This window comes from Streptomyces hypolithicus (assembly GCF_052934925.1).
Window position 1 is genome coordinate 5832858 of the sequence record NZ_CM128811.1, and the last position, 21066, is coordinate 5853923.

The 21066-nt window shown below is 71.3% G+C and carries 14 protein-coding genes and 1 pseudogene; 8 read left to right on the plus strand and 7 right to left on the minus strand.

Annotated elements, in window-relative coordinates:
- Position 1 precedes the first annotated feature (1 nt).
- Positions 2-2845: an NHLP bacteriocin export ABC transporter permease/ATPase subunit gene (locus ACU6WZ_RS27525; RefSeq protein WP_447030876.1), complete on the plus strand. Its 2844-nt coding sequence runs from the start codon at positions 2-4 to the stop codon at positions 2843-2845.
- Between the two features lie 9 nt (positions 2846-2854).
- On the opposite strand, the gene ACU6WZ_RS27530 is transcribed toward ACU6WZ_RS27525, so the two are convergent.
- Positions 2855-3550 carry a type 1 glutamine amidotransferase domain-containing protein gene (locus ACU6WZ_RS27530; RefSeq protein WP_447030877.1) on the minus strand — a complete coding sequence of 232 codons (696 nt, stop codon included), beginning with the start codon at positions 3548-3550 and terminating at the stop codon, positions 2855-2857.
- Positions 3551-3742: 192 nt separating this feature from the next.
- Here ACU6WZ_RS27530 and ACU6WZ_RS27535 point away from each other — a divergent pair, with 192 nt between their 5' ends.
- Complete coding sequence (locus tag ACU6WZ_RS27535) at positions 3743-5290, plus strand: MFS transporter (RefSeq protein ID WP_447030878.1); 1548 nt, start codon at positions 3743-3745, stop codon at positions 5288-5290.
- Between the two features lie 180 nt (positions 5291-5470).
- On the opposite strand, the gene ACU6WZ_RS27540 is transcribed toward ACU6WZ_RS27535, so the two are convergent.
- Positions 5471-6559, minus strand: a complete 1089-nt coding sequence (locus ACU6WZ_RS27540; protein WP_447030879.1) for a magnesium and cobalt transport protein CorA — start codon at positions 6557-6559, stop codon at positions 5471-5473.
- 475 nt (positions 6560-7034) lie between these two features.
- Between ACU6WZ_RS27540 and ACU6WZ_RS27545 the strand changes: the two genes are divergently transcribed.
- The 3 genes from ACU6WZ_RS27545 to ACU6WZ_RS27555 all read left to right on the plus strand — a co-directional run bounded on the left by ACU6WZ_RS27545 (position 7035) and on the right by ACU6WZ_RS27555 (position 13479).
- Positions 7035-8516, plus strand: a complete 1482-nt coding sequence (locus tag ACU6WZ_RS27545) for a UDP-N-acetylmuramoyl-L-alanyl-D-glutamate--2,6-diaminopimelate ligase (RefSeq protein WP_447030880.1) — start codon at positions 7035-7037, stop codon at positions 8514-8516.
- Positions 8517-8611: 95 nt separating this feature from the next.
- Positions 8612-9577, plus strand: a complete 966-nt coding sequence (locus ACU6WZ_RS27550; protein ID WP_447030881.1) for a DUF4331 family protein — start codon at positions 8612-8614, stop codon at positions 9575-9577.
- A 404-nt stretch (positions 9578-9981) separates the two neighbouring features.
- Positions 9982-13479 (plus strand): phosphodiester glycosidase family protein, encoded by a 3498-nt coding sequence (locus tag ACU6WZ_RS27555; protein WP_447030882.1) that lies wholly within the window; start codon positions 9982-9984, stop codon positions 13477-13479.
- 88 nt (positions 13480-13567) lie between these two features.
- Here ACU6WZ_RS27555 and ACU6WZ_RS27560 read toward each other — a convergent pair whose 3' ends face one another.
- The 5 genes and pseudogenes from ACU6WZ_RS27560 to ACU6WZ_RS27580 form a co-directional block, all read right to left on the minus strand.
- Complete coding sequence (locus ACU6WZ_RS27560) at positions 13568-13984, minus strand: PTS-dependent dihydroxyacetone kinase phosphotransferase subunit DhaM (protein WP_447030883.1); 417 nt, start codon at positions 13982-13984, stop codon at positions 13568-13570.
- The gene (dhaL, locus tag ACU6WZ_RS27565) at positions 13981-14607 is read right to left on the minus strand and encodes a dihydroxyacetone kinase subunit DhaL (RefSeq protein WP_447030884.1); all 627 of its coding nucleotides are present in this window, start codon (positions 14605-14607) and stop codon (positions 13981-13983) included. Before dhaL ends, ACU6WZ_RS27560 begins: the two co-directional genes overlap by 4 nt.
- A 44-nt stretch (positions 14608-14651) precedes the next feature.
- Entirely contained in the window at positions 14652-15644 is a 993-nt protein-coding gene (gene dhaK, locus ACU6WZ_RS27570) for a dihydroxyacetone kinase subunit DhaK (protein WP_447030885.1), read from the minus strand.
- A gap of 643 nt (positions 15645-16287) precedes the next feature.
- Positions 16288-16386: pseudogene (locus ACU6WZ_RS27575) on the minus strand (LutC/YkgG family protein); the annotation flags it as partial.
- A gap of 103 nt (positions 16387-16489) precedes the next feature.
- Positions 16490-17080, minus strand: coding sequence for an AMIN-like domain-containing (lipo)protein (locus ACU6WZ_RS27580; protein ID WP_447030886.1), 591 nt, complete (start codon positions 17078-17080; stop codon positions 16490-16492).
- Positions 17081-17289: 209 nt separating this feature from the next.
- Here ACU6WZ_RS27580 and ACU6WZ_RS27585 point away from each other — a divergent pair, with 209 nt between their 5' ends.
- The 3 genes from ACU6WZ_RS27585 to ACU6WZ_RS27595 all read left to right on the plus strand — a co-directional run bounded on the left by ACU6WZ_RS27585 (position 17290) and on the right by ACU6WZ_RS27595 (position 20988).
- Complete coding sequence (locus tag ACU6WZ_RS27585) at positions 17290-17796, plus strand: SRPBCC family protein (protein ID WP_447030887.1); 507 nt, start codon at positions 17290-17292, stop codon at positions 17794-17796.
- 305 nt (positions 17797-18101) lie between these two features.
- On the plus strand, positions 18102-19850 hold the full coding sequence (locus tag ACU6WZ_RS27590) for an enoyl-CoA hydratase-related protein (protein WP_447030888.1): 1749 nt from the start codon (positions 18102-18104) through the stop codon (positions 19848-19850).
- 49 nt (positions 19851-19899) lie between these two features.
- Positions 19900-20988: an NADH-quinone oxidoreductase subunit B family protein gene (locus tag ACU6WZ_RS27595; RefSeq protein WP_447030889.1), complete on the plus strand. Its 1089-nt coding sequence runs from the start codon at positions 19900-19902 to the stop codon at positions 20986-20988.
- Positions 20989-21066 lie beyond the last annotated feature (78 nt).

Genomic DNA, 21066 nt, shown 5'->3' on the forward strand with positions numbered 1-21066 from the left:
CATGCCGTCCCCGCCCCCGACCGCTCACCCCGCCTCCCTGCCCCCGACCCCTGGTGTGGCCGACGCCGTCACCCACGCCCTCGGCGGCCTGGGCGTGCATGTCGACTGCTCCGGGCTGCGCAGCCTGCCGCTGGAGGGGCCCCAGGTGCTGTGGCTCGTCGTCGGCGGCGCGCTCGACCTGTTCGCGGTCGACGCCGCCCAGGAGGGGCACTGGCACTTCCTTGGCCGCCTCGAAGCGGGGGCCCTGCTGCTCGGGCCCGCCGAGGGCTCCCAGCACACCCTGGTCGGCAGACCGGCGCGGAACTGCCAGCTGCGCCGGATCCCGCTGCGGGAGCTGTACGTCCCGCCCGGGTACGCCGACACCTCCGTCTATGAAAGCCCCCTCGACCACGCCTTCGCGCTCGGCATCGGCCGCGGCCTGGGTGTGCTCTTCGAGGCCCCGCTCGGTGGCCGGCCCGCCGGCGAAGGCGCGGTGGCCGACGACGATGTCCTGTGGATGCCGGTCGCACCCGGCGGCGTGCGGTACGGCGCCGCCTACAGCGCGGAGGCCGTCGGCGACCTGCTCGTCGAGACGCCGATGTGGCAGCGGCTGGTGAACCAGCAATACCGGCTGCTGTCGGCCGTGGACCAGTGGATCGAGGAGCAGGAGCGCGCCCACGAGGACCGAACCGCCGCGGCTATCAAGGCGGGCGCGGCGGTCCGCGCCCGCGCCGACGAGGCCCTGGTCGCGTCCATCGGCCGCCCCGACCGTTCGGGCCGCGCCGCCCGCGTCGGCGACCGGGCCACCGACGACGCGGCTTTCGCCGTGTGCCGGCGTGTCGCCGAGGCATCCGGGATCACACTCACCGAGCCACCCAGGGGCGGCGCGGCCGACGACCGGGTCACCCCCGTCGAACGCATCGCGCTCGTCTCCCGCGTCCGCACCCGCACGGTCAGGCTCGACGGACGCTGGTGGCGCGCCGACGCCGGCCCGCTGGTGGGCCACCGCGCCAAGTCCGGCGCTGCGGTCGCGTTGCTGTGGCGCCGCGGCCGCTACGAAGCAGTCAACCCGGCCTCCGGCATGCGCATGCGGATCGGCAAGGACAACGCCGAGGACTTCGAGCCGCGCGCCGTCATGTTCTACCGCCCGCTGCCCGAACGGCCCGCGACCGCTTGGCGGCTGCTCTGCTTCAGTCTCCGGGGCACCCGCAAGGACCTGCGGAACCTGCTGCTCAGCGGTCTGTTGACGGTCGGCATCGGCGGGCTCGTGCCGATCGCCACCGGCAAGGTGCTCGGTGAGTACGTACCGAACGCCGAGACCGGCCTCATCGTGCAGGTCGCGCTCGCCGTCATGATCACCAGCGTGGTCTCGGCGTCCTTCATGCTGCTCCAGAACCTCACCATCCTGCGGATGGAGGGCCGCATCGAGAGCACCCTGCAACCGGCCGTCTGGGACCGGCTGCTGCGACTGCCCACCCGGTTCTTCTCTGAACGCTCCACCGGTGAACTCGCCAGTGCCGCCATGGGCATCAGCGCCGTCCGACGGGTGCTGTCCGGGCTCGGCCCCGTGGCCGTGCAGGCGAGTACGGTCGGCGCCATGAACGTGGTGCTGCTGCTGTGGTTCAGCGTTCCGCTGGCCATGGTGGCCATAGCCATGCTGGCCGTCATCGGCGCCGTGTTCCTCGGGATGGGCCTGTGGCAGGTTCGCTGGCAACGGCGACTCGTCGAGCTCGGCAACAAGCTCAACAACCAGGCGTTCCAGACCCTGCGGGGCCTGCCCAAACTGCGGGTCGCGGCCGCCGAGAACTTCGCGTACGCCGCCTGGGCCCGCGAGTTCGCCCGCTCCCGCGAACTCCAGCAGCGCGCCGGCCGCATCAAGAACCTCACCACGGCGCTGGACGCCGTCTATCTGCCGCTCTGCTCCCTGATCATGTTCATGCTGCTGGCGGGACCCGCCAGGGGCAGCATGTCGGCCGCCGAGTTCCTCACGTTCAGCACCGCCATGACCATGCTGCTGACGTCGGTCACCCAGCTCACCGGTGCGTTGATCTCGGTGGTCGCCGCCCTGCCCATGTTCGAACAACTGAAGCCGGTCCTGGACGAGTCGCCCGAGGTGCGCGGCGCGAGCGCCCAGCCCGGGACGCTGTCCGGCGCGATCGAGGCGCGCGGGCTCTCCTTCCGGTACGCCGACGACGGGCCGCTGGCCTTGGACGACGTGTCGCTGCGGGTGCGGCCCGGCGAGTTCGTGGCGGTCGTCGGCCCGAGCGGCTGCGGCAAGTCCACGCTGCTGCGGCTGCTCATCGGGTTCGACCGGCCGCTCTCGGGCAGCGTGCTCTACGACGGCCAGGACCTGGCGGCGCTCGACCAGGCGGCCGTACGCCGTCAGTGCGGTGTCGTACTGCAGAACGCCCAACCGCTCACCGGATCAATCCTGGACTGCATCAGCGGCGCCGAGACCTTCTCCCAGGAAGAGGTGTGGGCGGCCGCCGAAATGGCGGGACTGGCCGAGGACATCCGGCGGATGCCGATGGGACTGCACACGATGATCTCCGGCGGCGGGGCGATCTCCGGTGGGCAGCGCCAGCGCCTGATGATCGCCCAGGCGCTGGTACGCCGCCCCCGCATCCTGTTCTTCGACGAGGCGACCAGCGCGCTGGACAACGAGACCCAGGCCGTCGTGATGGCGAGCACCCGCAGCCTGAACGCCGGCCGCCTGGTGATCGCCCACCGGCTCTCCACGGTCATGGACGCCGACCGGGTGATCGTCATGGCGGAGGGCCGGATCGTCGAACAGGGCCCGCCCGCCGAGCTGCTGGCCGACACGGGCGGCAGCTTGCACGCCCTGGTACGGCGCCAACTGGGCTGAGCCGAAGCCCTACCGGAGTGCCTCGACCATCTCCTGCGCCAGCGGGCGGGCCGACGCCGGGTTCTGGCCGGTGTGCAGATTGCGGTCGACGAGGATGTGAGGCCTCCAGGGCTCACCCTCCCGGAAGTCCGCACCGGCCTCGACGAGCCGGTCCTGCAGCAGCCACTTCGCCCGGTCCGCGAAACCCGCCTGCGCCTCCTCGGCGTTGGTGAAGCCGGTGAGCCGGTAGCCGGCGAACGGCCAGTCGCCGTCGGCGGTGCGCGCGGGGAGCAGGGCGGCCGAAGCGTGGCACACGACGCCCAGCGGCCTGCCCGAGGCGAGCGCGGCGGCCAGCAGCCGACCGGATGCGGCGTCGACCGCCAGATCCTCCATGGGGCCGTGGCCACCGGGGCAGAAGACGGCGTCGTACGCGACCAGGTCCACGTCCTCCAGCTTCAGCGGCTGCTGAAGCCCCGCGACGGACGCCAGGGTCTCGCCCACCCGGTCGGCGCCTTCCTGGCCGCCGTTGAACTCCGCCGCCAGGCTCGCCCGGTCCACGGGAGCCGGCGCACCGCCCGGGGTGGCGACGACGACCTCATACCCTGCCGCGCTGAACACCTCGTAGGGAAGAGCCACCTCGTCCGCCCAGAAGCCGGTCGGGTGGTGAGTGTCGTCGGCGAGGGTCCAGTGATCGGATCCGGTGACCACGAACAGAATCTTCGGCATGCGGTCCTCCACGTCGGTCGATGGCGAGTACGCCGCCAATCCACTCTATTTCCGCCGCAGCCCGAGTCGCCCCGGCTGAGCGCGAGTAACCCCCGAGGTGGCGCGGTGCAGTCCTGTTTGAGACACTGATGTCTCAAGCGAGACCAAAGGGTGTCATCCGATACTCCGAGGCACGACCCGAACAGGACTTCCATGCACCCCGCCCCCGCCCGGCCGGACCTCCGGACCCAGCTCGATCCCCGGCGCTGGGCCGTCCTCACGATCCTCTCCGGCAGCCTCCTGCTGATCGCGATGGACACCACGATCCTCAACGTCGCCTTCCCCTCCCTGGTCGCCGACCTCCGGCCCAGCTCGGTGCAGCAGCTGTGGATCATCGACGTGTACGCCCTCGCTCTGTCCGGTGTCCTGGTCACCGCTGGCGCGCTCGGCGACCGCTGGGGCCGCAAACGGATGCTGCTCATCGGCTTCGGCGTGTTCGCCCTCGCCTCGCTGATCGCCGTGTTCGCCACCGCGCCGTGGCAGGTCATCGCCGCCCGCGCGCTGCTCGGTGTCGGCGGCGCGGCCATCATGCCGTCCACCCTGTCGATCCTGCGCCACGTCTTCAGCGATGCCCGTGAGCGCGCCTTCGCCTACGCCGTCTGGGCCGCCGTGTTCGGCGGCGGCATGGCGCTGGGCCCGGTCGTCGGCGGCCTGCTGGTCGAGCGCAACGGCTGGCAGTCGGCCTTCCTGCTCAACGTGCCCGTCGCGCTCGCCGTCATCGGATGCGGCTTGTGGCTGCTGCCCGAGTCCCGCCGGCCCAGGGCCGGACGCTGGGACTGGTGGGGTGTCGGCCAGTCGGTCGTCGGCATGCTCGCCCTCGCGGGCGGCGTCAAGCAGCTCGGCAAGGGCGGCCCCGCCGACCCCGTCGCCTACATCCTGCTTGGCCTGGCCGTGCTGGCTCTGACCGTCTTCGTACGCCGGCAGCTTCGCCTCGCCCACCCTCTGCTGCGGGTAAGGCTGTTCGCGAACCGGTCGTTCAGCATCGCCGCCGCCGCGATCTTCCTCGGGATGATCGCCCTCGGTTCGGCGCTCTTCCTGATCACCCAGTGGTTCCAGTACGGCGAGGGCTACACCCCGCTCGAGGCCGGCGTCCGGCTGCTGCCCGCGCCGCTCGGGCTGGTCGTCACGTCGCTGGTGACACCTGCCCTGATGCAGCGCCTCCCGATCCGCCACATCCTCGGCGGCGGACTGCTCGTGATGACCGTGGGCCTCGCGCTGCCCTGGTTCTTCCAGCAGGCCGCACCGCTCGACTATCCGTCCGTCGCCTTCGCCCTTGGCGTACTCGGCTGCGGAGTCGGCATCGCCACCACCGTCGCCTCCGTCACCCTGATGGCCGCGGCCCCGGCCCGCGACGTCAGCGGAGCCGCCGCGATCGAGGAGACATGCTACGAACTCGGCGCGGCCATGGGCGTGGCCGTCCTCGGCAGCATCGCGTCAGCGCTCTACCGGGCGCAGCTGCCCCCGCTCGGCCTGCACGGAGCCGAAGCGGCTGCCGTACGTGACTCCGTGGGCGAGGCCGCGCATGTGGCGGCGCTGACCGGTGGGCCTGCAGGGGCGGCGCTCCTGGAGAAGGTCTCCGCGGCGTTCACCGCGGGCATGACCCCCACCTTTCTGCTCGCCGCCGCGCTGCCGCTCGCGGCGGCGGCGCTGGCCTGGGCGAAGATCCCGGCGGACCTGCGCCCGACCGAGAACGCGCACTGATCCGCCGGACACCGCTTACGGCTTGGTGCGCGATAGGGGGCGGATCAGCCCGCGGCGTCGGATGCGGTGCATCGCAAGGCGGCGGAGCGTCCTCATAGCGGAGCTATTAGGGCGTTTCGTCAACGCGGCGAGGTGCCGTAGCCGGCGTCGCGGGCCCGTCCCCTATCGCGCACCAGGCCGTTACAGCCAGCCGTTGCGGCGAAACGCCCGGTGAATCGCGAGGCAGGCGACCGCCATGACGGAGAGGGTCAGCGGATACCCGTACGTCCAGCGCAGCTCGGGCATGTGGTCGAAGTTCATGCCGTACACCCCGCAGAGCATCGTCGGCACGGCGATGATCGCCGCCCACGCGGTGATCTTTCGCATGTCCTCGTTCTGGGCGATCGTGACCTGTGCAAGATGCGCCTGGAGTATCGAGTCGAGCAGCCCGTCGAAGGCGGCGATCTGCTCGGCGGCCCGCGCCAGCCGCCCGGCGACGTCGCGGAAGTACGCCCGTGCCTCGGGCCCGACGGACGGCATCGGCTCGCTGGCCAGCAGACGCAGCGGCCCGGCCAGCGGCGCCACGGCCCGCTTCAGCTCCAGAAGTTCCCGCTTGAGCTGGTAGATCCGGCCGGCGTCGCCGCGCCCCGCGGGCTCGCTGAACACGGCCGTCTGCACCGCGTCCATGTCGAGCTGCACGGCGTCCGTCACCAGCAGGTAGTCCTCGACGACGTGGTCGGCCACCGCGTGCAGCACGGCGGCGGGCCCCATCGCGATGCGCTCGGGCGCCGACTCCAACGCCTCACGGAGCGGCCCGAGCGAGCCCCGGCCGCCGTGCCGGACCGTGATGACGAAATCGGGGCCGGTGAAGACCATGAGGTCCCCGGTGTCGACGATCTCGCTGGTGGCGGTGACCTCGGCGTGCTCGACGTAGTGGACGGACTTGAAGGCGGCGAACAGCACGTCGTCGTACCGCTCCACCTTGGGCCGCTGATGTGCTTGTATGGCGTCGTCGACGGCCAGCGGGTGCAGCCCGAACAGCTCGGCGAGATCAGCCAGTTCGCCCCCCGACGGCTCGTGCAGGCCGACCCAGACGAAGCCGTGACCGGCCTTGCGCACCCGGGTCAAGGCCTCCGGCGCCGTCCAGTCGCCGGGCTTGCGCACACCGTCCTGGTACACCACGCAGTTGACGACCGCGCTGCCCAGCGGCGACCGGGTGGGGTGGCTGAGGTCCACGTTGCTGCGGTAGGCGCGGCGCATCGCCCGGCTGAGCGTGCGGATCAACGGCATGAGGTGCTCCTTCGTGAATCGTCGGCCAGTGTGCCACCGGATGGCCCCGGCCCCCGCCGCAGGGGTGGACGACCGGCACGGCCGCCGGGCCGCGGGCTGCCAAGGCCGCAGGGTGCTCCGGGACGCCCCCGGGGCCGTACACTCCAAAGCATGGGTCGTCGCATACGCAGAGCCGGGGAATGCCTGAGCCCGGCTCTTCCTGCCCTGTGCCGGGCCCTGCACGGACACGGCTAGCGATTCAACCCCCAGACAACCCCCAGGCAGAGCCCACGACAGCGCCCAGGCGAGCGCGGGCGCTGCCCCGCCGGACAGTGATCCGGCCCCGTTTCACCCCTTCCTCCCCAGTGCGCGGTGCGCGCGGCCCTTCCACGGCCCGCGCCCTTTTCGCACCCCCGCGCGCCGGGCCCGGCCCCGCGCGCGGCCCCTGGCCGACGCCGGACGACCGGTCGTCGTCGTACCCCCCGAGAGGACCCCTGTGAAGTTGCGCGAGTTGCTGGCCGGCCACGACCACGAGGTCCTCCAGGGCGATCTGGAGACCGTGATCACCGCGGGCACCTGCTTCGACGCCCACCGGGCGTCACCGGGCGCACTGTTCATCGCCGTTCCCGGGCACGTGGGCGGCGGCCCCGAAGCGGTCGGGCCCGCACTCGCCCGCGGAGCGGTGGCGGTGCTGGTCGACGGCCGGGACCAGGCCGCCGCGGCCCCGGTGCCCGGGGCCGACGGAGTCTGTGTCGTACGCGTCCCCGACACCAGGAAGGCCGCCGCGGCCGTCGCCTCGCGGTACTACGGCGAGCCGGGGCGGGCCATGGACATGATCGCCGTCACCGGCACCAACGGGAAGACCTCCGTCTCGTACATGGTCGAGTCACTGCTGCGGATCGCCGAGGGCGCCGAGGTCGGCGTCATCGGTACGGGGGGCAGCCGGATCGGCGACGAGGTCATCCCCATGCCGCCCTCCGTGCTGACCACACCCGAATCCCCCGACTTTCAGTACCTGCTGGGGCGGATGCGGGACCGGCAGGTCACCACCGTCGTCCTGGAGGCGACCTCGATGGGGCTGCTGACGCACCGGGTCGACGACGCGTTCCTGGACGTCGGGATCTTCACCAACCTGACCCAGGACCACCTCGACGACCACGGCACCATGGACAACTACCGGGACGCCAAACTGCGCCTCTTCCAGGGGCTGTGCCGGCGTGCGGTGGTCAACGCCGACGACGCGGTGGGCGCCGGGATCACGGCGATGATGCCAGGGGCGGTGACGACGTACGCCATCGACTCCCCGGCGGACTACCGCGCCACCGACCTGACCATGGACGCCCACGGCACGCGCTTCACGCTCCACCACGACGGCCGCAAGTATCCGGCGGCGATCCCGGTGCCCGGCCGTTTCTCGGTCGCCAACGCCCTGGCCACCGTGGCCGCCTGCCACGCGCTGGGCCACGACCTGGCCGGGCTGGTCGCCGCGCTGGACCGGATGCCCACAGCGCCGGGGCGTTTCGAACGCTTCGAGACACCCGGCGGCACCAGTGTGGTCGTCGACTACGCGCACTCCCCGGACTCGCTGGAGAAGGTCCTGACCACCATCCGCAGTTACGCCGAAGGGCGGGTCGTCACCGTCTTCGGTTGCGGCGGGGATCGCGACATCACCAAGCGGGCCGAGATGGGCGAGATCGCGGGCACCCACTCCGACGTGTGCGTCCTGACCTCCGACAACCCGCGCAACGAGGACCCTGGGATGATCATGGACCAGATCACCCCCGGCCTGCTGGCGACCGGCACCCCCTTCGAACGTCACGCCGACCGCCGCACCGCCATCGCACGGGCCCTGTCCATGGCAGGGCGCGGCGACACGGTGCTGGTCGCGGGCAAGGGCAGCGAGCCGTACCAGATCGTCGGCGAAGAACTGATCCCGTTCAGCGACATGGCCACCGTGCGGGAACTCGCCGGGTCCTGACGCCGGCTACGGGGGCGGACTCCAGGGGGTGAACGCGGGCCTCGTTTGGCGGGTGCCACCGTGCGCCCGAGGGGGCCGGGGCGGAGGGTGAGGCCATGTCACATCACCTCAGCGGACCGCACCTGCGCTCGCCCATGGACGACGCCCGGCTGGATCTGACGGATCTGTTCGTGTTCGCGGTGCCGGGCGACCGCACCGTCCTGATCATGAACGTGCACCCGCTCGCACCCGCGGCGGGAGCGGCGTTCCACCCGGACGCGGTCTACCGGATCGATGTGGACATCGACGGCGACGCCCAGGCCGACGCGGCGTTCAGCTTCATCTTCTCGCCGCCCGACGACGGGCAGCAGACCGCGACCGTGTACTGGGCGACGGGCGCGCAGGCCCGCAGCCCCGAGCCGGGCGGCCAGCAGATCTTCACCGAGGTGCCGGTCGGCCTGGGACCCCAGCCGCAGGTGATCGAGAACGGGCCCTACCTCTTCTCCGCCGGGCTGCGCAGTGACCCCTTCTTCGCGGACCTGGACGGCATCGTCAAGGACTTCCAGTGGACGGGCGTGGACTGGGGAGCGGACAAGAACGTGCTGGGGATCGTGCTGGAGATCCCCAGCGAGGAGCTCGCGCCGAGCCCCATCGGGGTGTGGGCGCGGGTGAGCGTGTGGCAGGACGGCGAACTGAGGTCCGTGGACCGCGGGGCTCACCCCTCCCTGACGGCGTACTTCAACGCCGAGGAGGCCAAGGACGCGTACAACGCGGCGGAACCCGCCACTGACTGGGACACCTACCGCGAGCCCTGGACCGACGTACTCCGCCGCCTTGGCGGCTACGACGCGCAGACCGCCGAGCAGACCCTGCGCACCGTCCTGCCGGACATCCTGCGCTACGACCGCGACCGCCCCGCCGCGTACCCGAACGGCCGCACCCTCATCGACGACGTCACGTCCGCGCGGCTGGCGATGATCTCCGGCGGCCGGATCGCCGGCGACCACATCGGTCCGCACACCGACCTGCTCCCCGAATTCCCCTACCTGGGCACCCCGCACCCGGATCCGGCAGGGAGCTAGAACAAGCTGGGTCAGATCATCCGGCGCCTACGGTTGCCCGTTGCCCGTCGATGAGCGGCGGTGACGCCGGCGTTCGCCAGCTCCGTCTCCCGGCGGCAGAGGCCGAGGACATCCCCGCCCGGCTCATCCGCCAGCCGGGGCCACCGCAGCGCCCTGCTGTGTAGCGAGTGAAAGATGCCTGACGGCTCATTAAATGCCTGCTCGTCAAGTCCCCTGTGACGTTGCTTCCCCGGTACCACATGTTTCCCCGAGGTCTGCGCCTACCCCTGGTGCGTCGGTGTGCGCGCGGCAATGCTGTTGCGGCAGCGCTTGCTGCGCGCTCGACCAGTCGCTCAATTGGCCGCTCTCCAGGAGAACTCGTGGGCCTTGGCACAGTTGGCACCTTCGGATTCAGACGTCCCGTCGTGCTTCTCGCGACGGTGACCGCACTGGCGGCGGGGGCCGTCGCTCCGGCCGCCGCCGATACGACCCCCGACCCCCGGCCCCGTAACTCCGCGGAAATCCTCCGGCCCGTCGCGCCACCACCCGCCAGCGCCCCCGCAGGCAGTCCCAGATCCGTCGTCGACGGCGACGGCATCGAGACGGCCCGCACCGCCAGGCCGATCGCCCCCGGAGTGCGCCTCAGCTCGTACGACCGGCTCGAATCCGACAAGTGGCTGCGCGTCGACACGCTCTCGGTCGACCTCGACGGCACCGGTGTACGCGCCGACTACCTCCATTCCGGCAAGGTCTCCGAGCGCCGCTCGGTCTCCGAACTCGCCGCCGCGCACGACCCGGGCGACGGCCGCCGTACCGTTGCCGCCCTCAACGCGGACTTCTTCGACATCAACCAGACCGGTGCCCCGCTGGGCCCCGGCCTCAAGGACGGCAAGGCCGTCCACTCCCCGGCGCCCGGCGTCAACCGCGCCGTCGGCATCGGGCCGGACAGCGCCGGCCGGATCCTTCAGCTGTACTTCGACGGCACACTGACCCTCCCGTCGGGCACTCGTCCGCTCGCGTCGTACAACGCGGCCAATGTGCAGGACGGGGGAGTGGGGGCCTACACGTCCGGATGGGGCACGGCCGACCGTGCCCTGACGGTCGACGGTGCGACGTCCGTCGCCGAAGCGGTGGTACGGGACGGAAAGGTCGTCGAGGTCAAGGACCGTCCGGGCGCCGGGCCCGTACCGGAAGACACCACCGTCCTCGTCGGCCGGGAGGAAGGCGCGGCAGTCCTCGCCGTCCTCAGGCCCGGCGACCCGGTGGCCACCCAGTACCGTCCGCGCACCGACGGCGGGCCCCTGCCGCGCACCGCCGTCGGCGGCCGCGAACTGCTCGTCGTGGACGGGGTGGCGCAGAACCACGAGGGCCAGAGCAACAACACCACCGCGCCGCGCACCGCCGTCGGCTTCTCCCAGGACGGCACCGAAATGCAGGTGATCACCGTCGACGGCCGCCAGGCCGACAGCGGCGGCGTCACCCTCACCGAACTCGCCGTCATGATGAAGCAGGCCGGATCGCACAGCGCCCTGAACCTCGACGGCGGCGGATCGTCGACGCTCGTCGCACGCGAACCCGGCAGCGACGCGCTCCAGGTGGAGAACAGCCCCTCCGACGGCAGCGAGCGCACGGTGCCCAACGGTCTCGCCCTGACCGCGCCCGACGGCAGTGGCCGGCTGCGCGGCTACTGGGTCGAGACCCGTACCCCAGCGGGCACCGCACCGACCTCAGACCCGGTCAGAGGCGGCCACCCGGAACGCGTCTTCCCCGGTTTGACCCGCAGCCTCACCGCCGCCGGGTACGACGAGACGTACGGCCCGGCGAACGGCGCCCCGCGCTGGCACAGCGCGCGGTCCTCGGTGGGCCGCGTCGACGACGAGGGCCTGTTCACGGCCCGCCGAGGCGGCACCACAACGGTCCGTGCGCACCGCGGACCGGTCGACGGTGAGCTGCAGTTCACCGTCCTCGACGACCTCGCTCGCATCGAACCCACCACGCGCCGCGTGAGTCTCGCCGACGGGGAAGCGAGCGGCAGCTTCGGCATCGTCGGTCACGACGCCCACGGTGCCAGCGCCCCGGTGGAACCGCACGATGTGTCGCTCGACTACGACCGGGCGCAGTTCGACGTCCAAGACGACGGGCGGGGCAACTTCTCCGTCACCTCCCGCACGGGCGGCGGCTCCGGCCTCGTCCGCGCCACCGTCGCCGGTGTCGCCACGGCTCTCGCGGTGAGCGTCGGACTGACCGAACAGCCCGTGTCCGCGTTCGACGACGCCGTGTCCTGGAAATTCAGCCAGGCGCGTGCGAGCGGCTCCGTCTCTGCCACCCCGGACGGGCACACCGGCACCGGCCTGAAGCTGAGTTACGACTTCACCCAGTCGACGGCGACCCGGGCCGCGTACGCCAGTCCGCCCCTGGCGGTCGGTGTGGCGGGCCAGCCCCAGTCCTTCACGATGTGGATCAAGGGCGACGGAAACGGCGCCTGGCCGACGCTGCACCTCAAGGACGCCGCCGGCTCCGACCAGCTGCTGCGCGGCCCGTACATCACCTGGACGGACTGGCGCCAGGTCACCTTCACCGTCCCGCCGGGGGCGGCGATGCCGCTCAGGGTGCACCGCTTCTACCTGGCTGAGACGGCGGCGCCCAAGCAGTACACCGGTGAGATCGTCATCGACTCGCTGACCGCGCAGGTGCCGCCCACCGTCGACCTGCCCGAACAGCCGGTGACCGCGGATCCGCTGATCGACTCGGCCGGTGAGACCGAGGGCCGCGACTGGCAGTTCGCGGTGATGTCCGACGCACAGTTCGTCGCCCGGGACCCGCACAGCGCCATCGTGGCGCAGACCCGTCGTACGCTGCGCGAAATCAAAGCAGCACAGCCGGACTTCCTCGTGGTCAACGGTGACCTGGTCGACGAGGGCTCGCCGGCCGACCTCGCTTTCGCCCGCCGCATCCTGACCGAGGAACTCGGCGACGCGCTGCCCTGGTACTACGTCCCCGGCAACCACGAAGTCATGGGCGGGAAGATCGACAACTTCGTCACCGAATTCGGCCCCGCCCAGCGGACGTTCGACCACAAGGGCACCCGCTTCATCACCCTGGACACGTCCAGCCTGAGCCTGCGGGGCGGCGGCTACGCCCAGATCAAGAACCTGCACGCGCAACTGGCGGCCGCGGCGAAGGACGAAGGGATCAGCTCGGTGATGCTGATCGAACACGTCCCGCCGCGCGACCCGACCGTACAGAAAGGGAGCCAGCTCGGGGACCGCAAGGAGGCAGCCCTGATCGAGAGCCGACTCGCCGATTTCCGGCGTACGACCGGCAAGGGCGCCGGCTTCATCGGCAGCCATGTGGGGGTCTTCCACGCCGCTCGTGTCGACGGTGTGCCGTATCTGATCAACGGCAACACCGGGAAGTCGCCGGCCGTCCCGGCGGACGAGGGCGGCTTCAGCGGTTGGTCGCTGGTGGGCGTCGACCAGATCTCCCGCAGCGCACAGGCGCAGGCCAGGCAGCACCCCTGGGAGGGCGGCCCCGACTGGGTGTCGGTGCAGACCCGCGCCCACGTCGACGACCTCGCCCTCGACGCCCCGCCGACGCTGCCCGCCGGCGCCGCCGCGACCGCCACGGCAACGCTCACCCAGGGCGCGCGCCGGGTTCCGGTGACCTACCCGGTCAGCGCCGACTGGACGGGCTCCCCGAATCTCCACATCGGCTCACCTGACGAAGCCCGCCGGCGCCATACGGCGGTCTTCGACCCGGCCACGGGAACCCTGACGGCCCTTCGCCCCGGGACGGTCACGCTGGCGGTGACGGTCAACGGCGCAACCCGCCAGGTCGAGACCCGCGTGACGGCGGAGCAGACCGAGAAGGCGGAGCAGACGGAGCAGGCACCGAAGGCGAAGGGGGCGGAGAAGGCGGCCTGACCAGGACGACGGCCCCGCGCCTCATCCCGAGGCGCGAGGCGCGGGGCCGTCACTCAACCGCTCATCGCCCGCCCCCCCGGTCCGTCTCTCACACCTTGCGGAAGTCGTACGCCTCCGCTGCCGCCGCCTCCACCGCGTCCAGATCCGCCCCGGCCGACGCACTGACCACCGCGGCCACCGCGCCCTCCACGAACGGCGCGTCCACCAGCCTTGCCCCAGCGGGCAGTTCGTCGCCCTCGGCCAGCAACGACTTCACGGTGAGCACCGCGCTGCCCAGATCGACCAGCACGGCGATCCCCGCCCCGCCGTCGACGGACCTGGCCGCCCGCACGATCAGTTCCGCACTGGTGCCGAGCCCCCCGTCCGGTGTGCCGCCCGCCGCTGCCACAGGCGCCGTGTCCTTGCCGCCCGCGAGCCCCGTGGCCAGCTCGGCGACGGACGCCGCGACCGAGGCGCTGTGCGAGACGAGCACGACCCCGACCTTCGCCTGCTGCCGCCCGCTCACGCGCCGGCCTCCGTTGCGTCCGCCAGCGCTGCCGTGTCCGCGAGCGCGCCGATCAGCAGCGCGGACGACGTGGCCCCGGGGTCCTGATGTCCGACGCTCCGCTCGCCGAGGTAGCTCGCCCGGCCCTTGCGCGCCCGCATCGGTACGGTCCCCACCGCCCCGCCGTCGGCAGCGGCCCGCGCCGCGTCGAACGACTCGGCGAGCGCTTCGGCCGCCGGCAGCAGCGCGTCCAGCATCGTCTTGTCCCCGGCCTGCGCCCCGCCGAGCTGCCCCACGGCGCCCACGCCCACCCCCAGGGCATCGGCGAGCTGCTCCCGCGTCACCTCGGCGGCGTCGTCCCCGAGCGCCTTGCCCGTACGCCGCAGCAGCGTCCCGTACAACGGCCCCGACGCGCCGCCCACGGTCGAGATCAACTGCCGTCCGGCGAGCATCAGAACGGCGCCGGGCGTGGCGGGCGGCTCCTTCTCCAGCACCTCGGTGACGGCCGCGAACCCGCGCCGCAGGTTGCTGCCGTGGTCGGCGTCGCCGATGGCCGAGTCCAGTTCCGTCAGGCGGTCCGCCTCACGGTCGACGGAGGCGGCCACGGCCGACATCCAGCGGCGGAAGAATGCGGCGTCGAGCACAAGCACAAGGTCTCCTTCATCAGGGATGCGGGCCACGTCTGGCTTCAGCGCCCCCAGCGCAACGCGGCGGTCTCGACCGGCGCGTCCCACAGGCGCAGGAGCTCCTCGTCGACCTGGCAGAGCGTCACCGAGCAGCCCGCCATGTCCAGCGAGGTGACGTAGTTCCCAACGAGGGTACGGGCCACCGCGACGCCCCGCTCGGACAGCACCCGCTGCACCTCGGCGTTGAATCCGTACAGCTCCAGCAGGGGAGTGGCCCCCATCCCGTTGACCAGTACGAGCACCGGCCGCGACGGCCGCAGATCCTCCAGCACGGCGTCGACGGCGCAATCGGCGATCTCGCGCGACGTCATCATCGGTCGCCGCTCACGCCCCGGCTCGCCATGAATGCCGATGCCCAACTCCAGCTCTCCGGACGGCAGATCGAAGGTCGGCGTACCTTTCGCCGGTGTGGTCACGGCACTGAGCGCGACCCCGAAACTCCGCGAGTTCTCGTTCACCTGCCGCGCGATACCCGCCACCCGGTCGAGCGGGGAGCCCTCCTCGGCGGCGGCACCCGCGATCTTCTCGACGAAGAGCGTCGCACCCGTTCCACGACGGCCGGCCGTGAAGGAGCTGTCGGTGACGGCGACGTCGTCATTGACGACGACCTTCGCGACCTGCACCCCCTCGTCCTCGGCGAGCTCGGCGGCCATGTCGAAGTTGAGTACGTCACCGGTGTAGTTCTTGACGACGAAGAGCACTCCCTGACCGCTGTCCACGGCAGCCGCGGCCCGCACCATCTGATCGGGCACGGGAGAGGTGAACACCTCCCCGGGGCATGCGGCGGACAGCATCCCCGGCCCGACGAACCCGCCGTGCAGCGGCTCGTGCCCGCTGCCGCCGCCGGACACCAGCCCCACCTGGCCCGCCACGGGCGCGTCGCGTCGTACGACGACCCGGTTCTCCACGTCGACGGTGAGCTCGGGATGCGCCGCGGCCATCCCCCGCAACGCGTCCGCCACGACCGTCTCGGCCACATTGATGAGCATCTTCATCTACGTCTCCCAGCTGGCGTAGCGGCCACGCCTCTGACCAGCGTTTTTCTAGGTCAGGCCACATACGCTCACTTGTTGATCTCGGCGATTCCTGGCGGTCGGAAGCGGGGTCAGGCGCTACTGATGCCGACTTCATGCCGACCTCATGCACAATTTACTGAGGGCCCGTCAGGTCTTCCGGTGGGGGTCGGGAGGCGGCCTGTCGTCCACACCTAGTATCGAACGAACCCGCCCTCACGGCACGACCTGAGTGGCAAGAGGGAGCCGCCTTCGATCTGATGTTGCGGTGACCGGCCGCCAAGGGGCACTAGCTTGAGATTTAACCTCCGGATTCGAACAGCTCCGACCAGCCCTTCCTGCCGCACGAGCAGGCTCCGCAGCACAGTCGGAAATCTAAGCAAGTCGGGACAAACGGTGCGCATGCTGGTTCCGTGAAGCCGACTTGCGGTCGTGTTCGAGCGGCGAGGTTAAATCTCAAGCTAGGGGGTGTCTGACAATTCCCCGTGGGTCAAGGTGCGGCGTCCGGTGCGTGCGATCGCAAGGCGCCGGACAGTCCTCGTAGCGGAGCTACTGGGGCTTTTCGGCAACGCTGCGAGCGTGCGTGCCGGGCGTCGTGACGCCGCGGGGAATTGTCAGACACCCCCTAGACATCGGTGCAGATGATCACGTCCAGAGTGCGTGGGCCGTGGACGCCTTCCACGCGCTCCAGTTCGATGTCGGAGCTCGCCGACGGACCGCTGATCGGGCACGGGGAGGCCGGAGCGGGCGTGCGGCGAGTGCCCTGGCCGCGCGCGGAGTGGGTGGCGGCGTCCCGTGCGGGGCGCCGCCACCGTCACCTACGGGGTTCAGCGCCCCGTCGCCCAGCTGTGGGCCACGTCGACGACGAGCCGGTCCGGGAGCTGGGTGACCCGGAACGGCAGCCGGGCGCGGACGCCCAGGCCGATCTGGGTGTCGCCCTCGAAGGAGCCCACGAAGCGGGCGTCCTTGAAGGTCCGGTACCCGGCGAGGTTGACACCGGGCAGCGGCCGTCCCACCCGTCCGGGGTAGGTCGCGGAGCCCGTCTCCGGGTCGTAGCTCGGCGCCATCACGCGGACCTCCAGGGCCGCCCCACCCACCACCGGGACGACCTTGCCGGTGCCGTCCTGGCGGAGCTGCGGTACGTACCCGACCCAGTGGCCTATCGGGCCGGTGCCGGTGCCGGGTACGTCGAAGACGATCCGGTCGTAGCAGGCGTGCCGGCCGGTCCTGACGTTCTCCAGCGGCATGGCGCCGGAGCGTGAGTCGGTCTTCGTGAGGCTCCCCCAGTTGGTCTTGCAGGTCGTCGCGGCAGCTTCGGCCGTCGCGGTGTTCGTCGTACCGGAGGCCGACGCCGTCGTCACGGACAGTCCGGTGACTGTCAGGACGAGCGCCGTCAGTGCGGTGGTCCACCGTCGCATTTCTTCCCCCAAGGCAGAGTGTGCGGCTTTACAGAGGAGACAGCCGACAAGCCCGAAGGGTTGCGGTTATGAGGGAATTTCCCCGACGCGTATTTTTGGATCATGCCGACCGGGTCATGGCCGGAGCCGCGCCTTCGTACCGGCCGACCCGTCGGCGTGGCATCCGGAGCCCCTCGTTACTGTTGGGTAACCAAGGATCGGAGCCCCCCATGTCCCGCACACTTACCGTCTCCGAAAGCGTCGTCATCGACGCGGCGCCGTCGGCGATCTACGCGCAGGTCAGCGACCCGGCCCAGATGGGCCGCTGGAGCCCGGAGAACCGCGGGGCGCGCGTGCATGAGATACGTCAGGAGGCGTACGTCGGCATGGTGTTCGACGGCCGCAACAAGCGCGGCGCCCTCCGGTGGACCACGCGGTGCACCGTCACCGAGGCGAAGCCGGCCGAGCGATTCGCATTCCGGGTGTGCGCCATCGGCGCGAAGACGCCCCGGCTGCGCGCCCCGATCGCGACTTGGGAGTATCGCTTCGAGGCTGTCGACGGGGGGACCCGGGTGACGGAGACATGGACGGACGATCGCCGCTCCTGGCCGGACGCGGTGGCCAACGCGTTCGACCGCATCGCTACCCGCGGGAGCACGTTCGCGGTGTTCCAGCGTCGGAACATCGCCACGACGCTGGCCAACCTCAAGCGGGCGATGGAGAGTTCGGCGTCCTGAGCGCAAGCAGCGGCACGCTGTCGAGCGCCGCGTCATGGTTATGACCCGCGGCCCTGCCGAACGCGGTGGTGGTCGCCGGGATCGGCGCGAGGCGCATGACGAGAGCCGGAGCGCTGAACCGCCTCGACGGCTACTGGAGGGCTCGCCGGCCGCGGGGCGCCGTACGACGACAGGTCCGCCGAGTGGCCGCCCCAAGGAGCGCTTTCGGGTGAGCCCGCCGCGCGTCGCCGGGCGTGTCCGTCGCCGGCATCCCACGATCGCAGGCAGCCGGGTGCTGTCACGGTCCGAGCTGTCGGGAGGCCGCCATGGAGATCCTGCTTGTCGCGAGCGCGTTCAACAGCCTGACCCAGCGTGTTCACGCGGAGCTCCGCGACCACGGTCACACCGTGGCCGTGGAGGTCGATCCGGACGATGCGTCGCTGCTCGACGCCGTACGCCGCACAGCACCGGCACTCGTTGTGGCGCCCATGCTGAAGCGGGCCATCCCCCGTGAGGTCTGGGAGGTGTACACGTGCCTCGTCGTCCACCCGGGCCCGGCCGGCGATCGCGGGCCCTCGTCCCTCGACTGGGCCGTTCACGAGGGCGTGGGCCAGTGGGGCGTGACCGTCCTGCAGGCCGATGCCGAGATGGACGCGGGAGATGTGTGGGCGTCGGTCGCCTGCCCCGTCCCACCGGTGGGCAAGAGCGACCTGTACCGGGGCGAGGTGTCCGACGCGGCGCTGGAAGCCGTGCTGCTGGCCGTCCAGCGCTTCGCCTCCGGCACGTACACACCCCAGAAACAGCCGACCGCGGGTACGGAAAGTGTCCGGGTCCGCCCCTACTTCCGCCAGGAACTCCGGCGCATCCACTGGGAGTCGGACCCCACCCAGACGGTTGTACGCAAGCTGCGCGCCGCCGACTCGCGTCCCGGCGTCCTCGACGAACTGCTGGGCGATCAGTGGTACTTGCACGGTGGGCACCCGGAGCCGGGCGGGCTGCGCGGCCGCCCGGGGGAGTTGCTGGCGACCAGGGCCGGCGCGATCTGCCGGGCCACGGTCGACGGCGCGGTGTGGATCCCCGAGCTGCGGCGCAGGCGCCGGCCCGGCGAGCCCGCCCCGGTCAAGCTGCCCGCCGCCGTCGCGCTCGACGGCCGACTGCCGGCCGCCCTGCCCGACCACCCCGCCGCGGCCGCCGACGCATCCGGCGCCGCGTGGTCCGACATCCGCTACCGGGAGGACGGGCAGACCGGCTTCCTGACGTTCTCCTTCCCCGGCGGCGCCATGAGCACGACGCATTGCCGGCGCCTGCTCGACGCCTACCGTGACGCCTGTTCGCGCCCGACGTCGGTGCTGGTGCTCGGAGGCGGCAGAGACGTCTTCTCCCACGGGATCCACCTGGGCGTCATCGAGGCCGCCGCCGACCCCGGCGCGGAGTCCTGGGCCAACATCAACGCCATCGACGACCTGGTGGAGGCGGTCCTGACAACCACCGACCGGCTGGTGGTCGCCGCCCTGGGCGGCAACGCCGCCGCGGGCGGGCTGATGCTGGCGCTGGCCGCCGACGAGGTGTGGTGCAGGGCGGGCGCCGTACTGAACCCGCACTACCGCCTCATGGGGCTGTACGGCTCCGAATACTGGACGCACACCCTCCCGCGCCGCGTGGGCCCCGGCGAGGCCCGCCGGCTCATGCGTGAGGCGCTGCCGGTGAGCGCGCGGACCGGGCACCGGCTCGGGCTGGTGGACCGGCTGGTCGAATGCGGCCCCCAGGACTTCCCCCGCGCCACCGCCCGCCTGGCCGCGCGGCTCTCGGCCTCGCCCGGGACACACCCGCGGATCACCGCCAAGAAGGCGGAACGCGACCGCCTGGAGTCCGTCAAGCCGCTGGCCGCCCACCGGGACGAGGAACTGGCCCGCATGCTCCGTACCTTCTCGGACCCCGAAGCTCCCTACCACGCGCTGCGCCGCGCGTTCGTCCGCAAGGAGCCCCCGGCGGACCACCCCGCGACCTTCGGCGTCACCGCATCGGCCCCGTGTGATGTCGCACCGGCACCGAGTGCCTGCTACCAAGAAGAGTGAAGGTCGATATGAGGACTTTCGTCGCACATATCCCCTAGGAGGCATCCACATGGATGCAGCAACGCCGACCACGGTCGACACATCGGACACGTCCTCCCCGCCCGCCGAGGAGGATCCCACGATCCACATCCTCTGGATCAACGCGGGCCTGAGCTGCGACGGCGACTCTGTGGCCCTGACCGCCGCGATGCAGCCCAGCATCGAGGAGATCGTGCTCGGTGTGCTGCCCGGCCTGCCCAAAATCGCCGTCCACTGGCCGCTGATCGACTTCGAATCCGGACCGATCGGGGGCGCCGACACCTTCATCGAATGGTTCTTCAAGGGCGAGCGCGGCGAGATCGACCCCTTCGTCCTGGTCATCGAGGGATCCATCCCCAACGAGTCCATCAAGCAGGAGGGGTACTGGTCCGGCTTCGGCGACAACCCCGAGACGGGGCAGCCGATCACGACCAGCGAATGGCTCGACCGACTGGCGCCCAAGGCCCTGGCGGTCGTAGCCATCGGAACCTGCGCGACGTACGGCGGCATCCACGCCATGGCCGGCAACCCCACCGGCGCCATGGGGGTGCCCGACTACCTGGGGTGGGACTGGAAGTCCAAGGCCGGCATCCCGATCGTGTGCGTACCGGGCTGTCCGATCCAGCCGGACAACTTCTCCGAGACCCTGACCTACCTGCTCTACCAGGCGGCGGGATCCGCACCGATGATCCCGCTCGACGACAAGCTGCGCCCCACCTGGCTTTTCGGGGCCACCGTGCACGAGGGATGCGACCGGGCGGGCTACTACGAGCAGGGTCAGTTCGCCACGACGTACGACTCACCCAAGTGCCTGGTCAAGCTCGGCTGCTGGGGGCCCGTCGTCAAGTGCAACGTGCCCAAGCGCGGCTGGATGAACGGCATCGGCGGCTGCCCCAACGTCGGCGGCATCTGCATCGCCTGCACCATGCCCGGCTTCCCCGACAAGTTCATGCCGTTCATGGACGAACCCCCCGGCGGCAAGGTGTCGAGCGCCGCCAGCGGGGCGTACGGCGTGGTGATCCGCAAACTCCGGTCGATCACGGCCAAGACCGTGGACAAGGAGCCCAAGTGGCGTCACACCCGGGACGAGCTGACCACCGGCTACCGGCCCCCGTGGTGAGCGCCTGCCGGAGGACGAACCCCGCACCGCACGAACCCGCGTGACAAGACCTCGCGTGACATGACCCGAGTGACATGA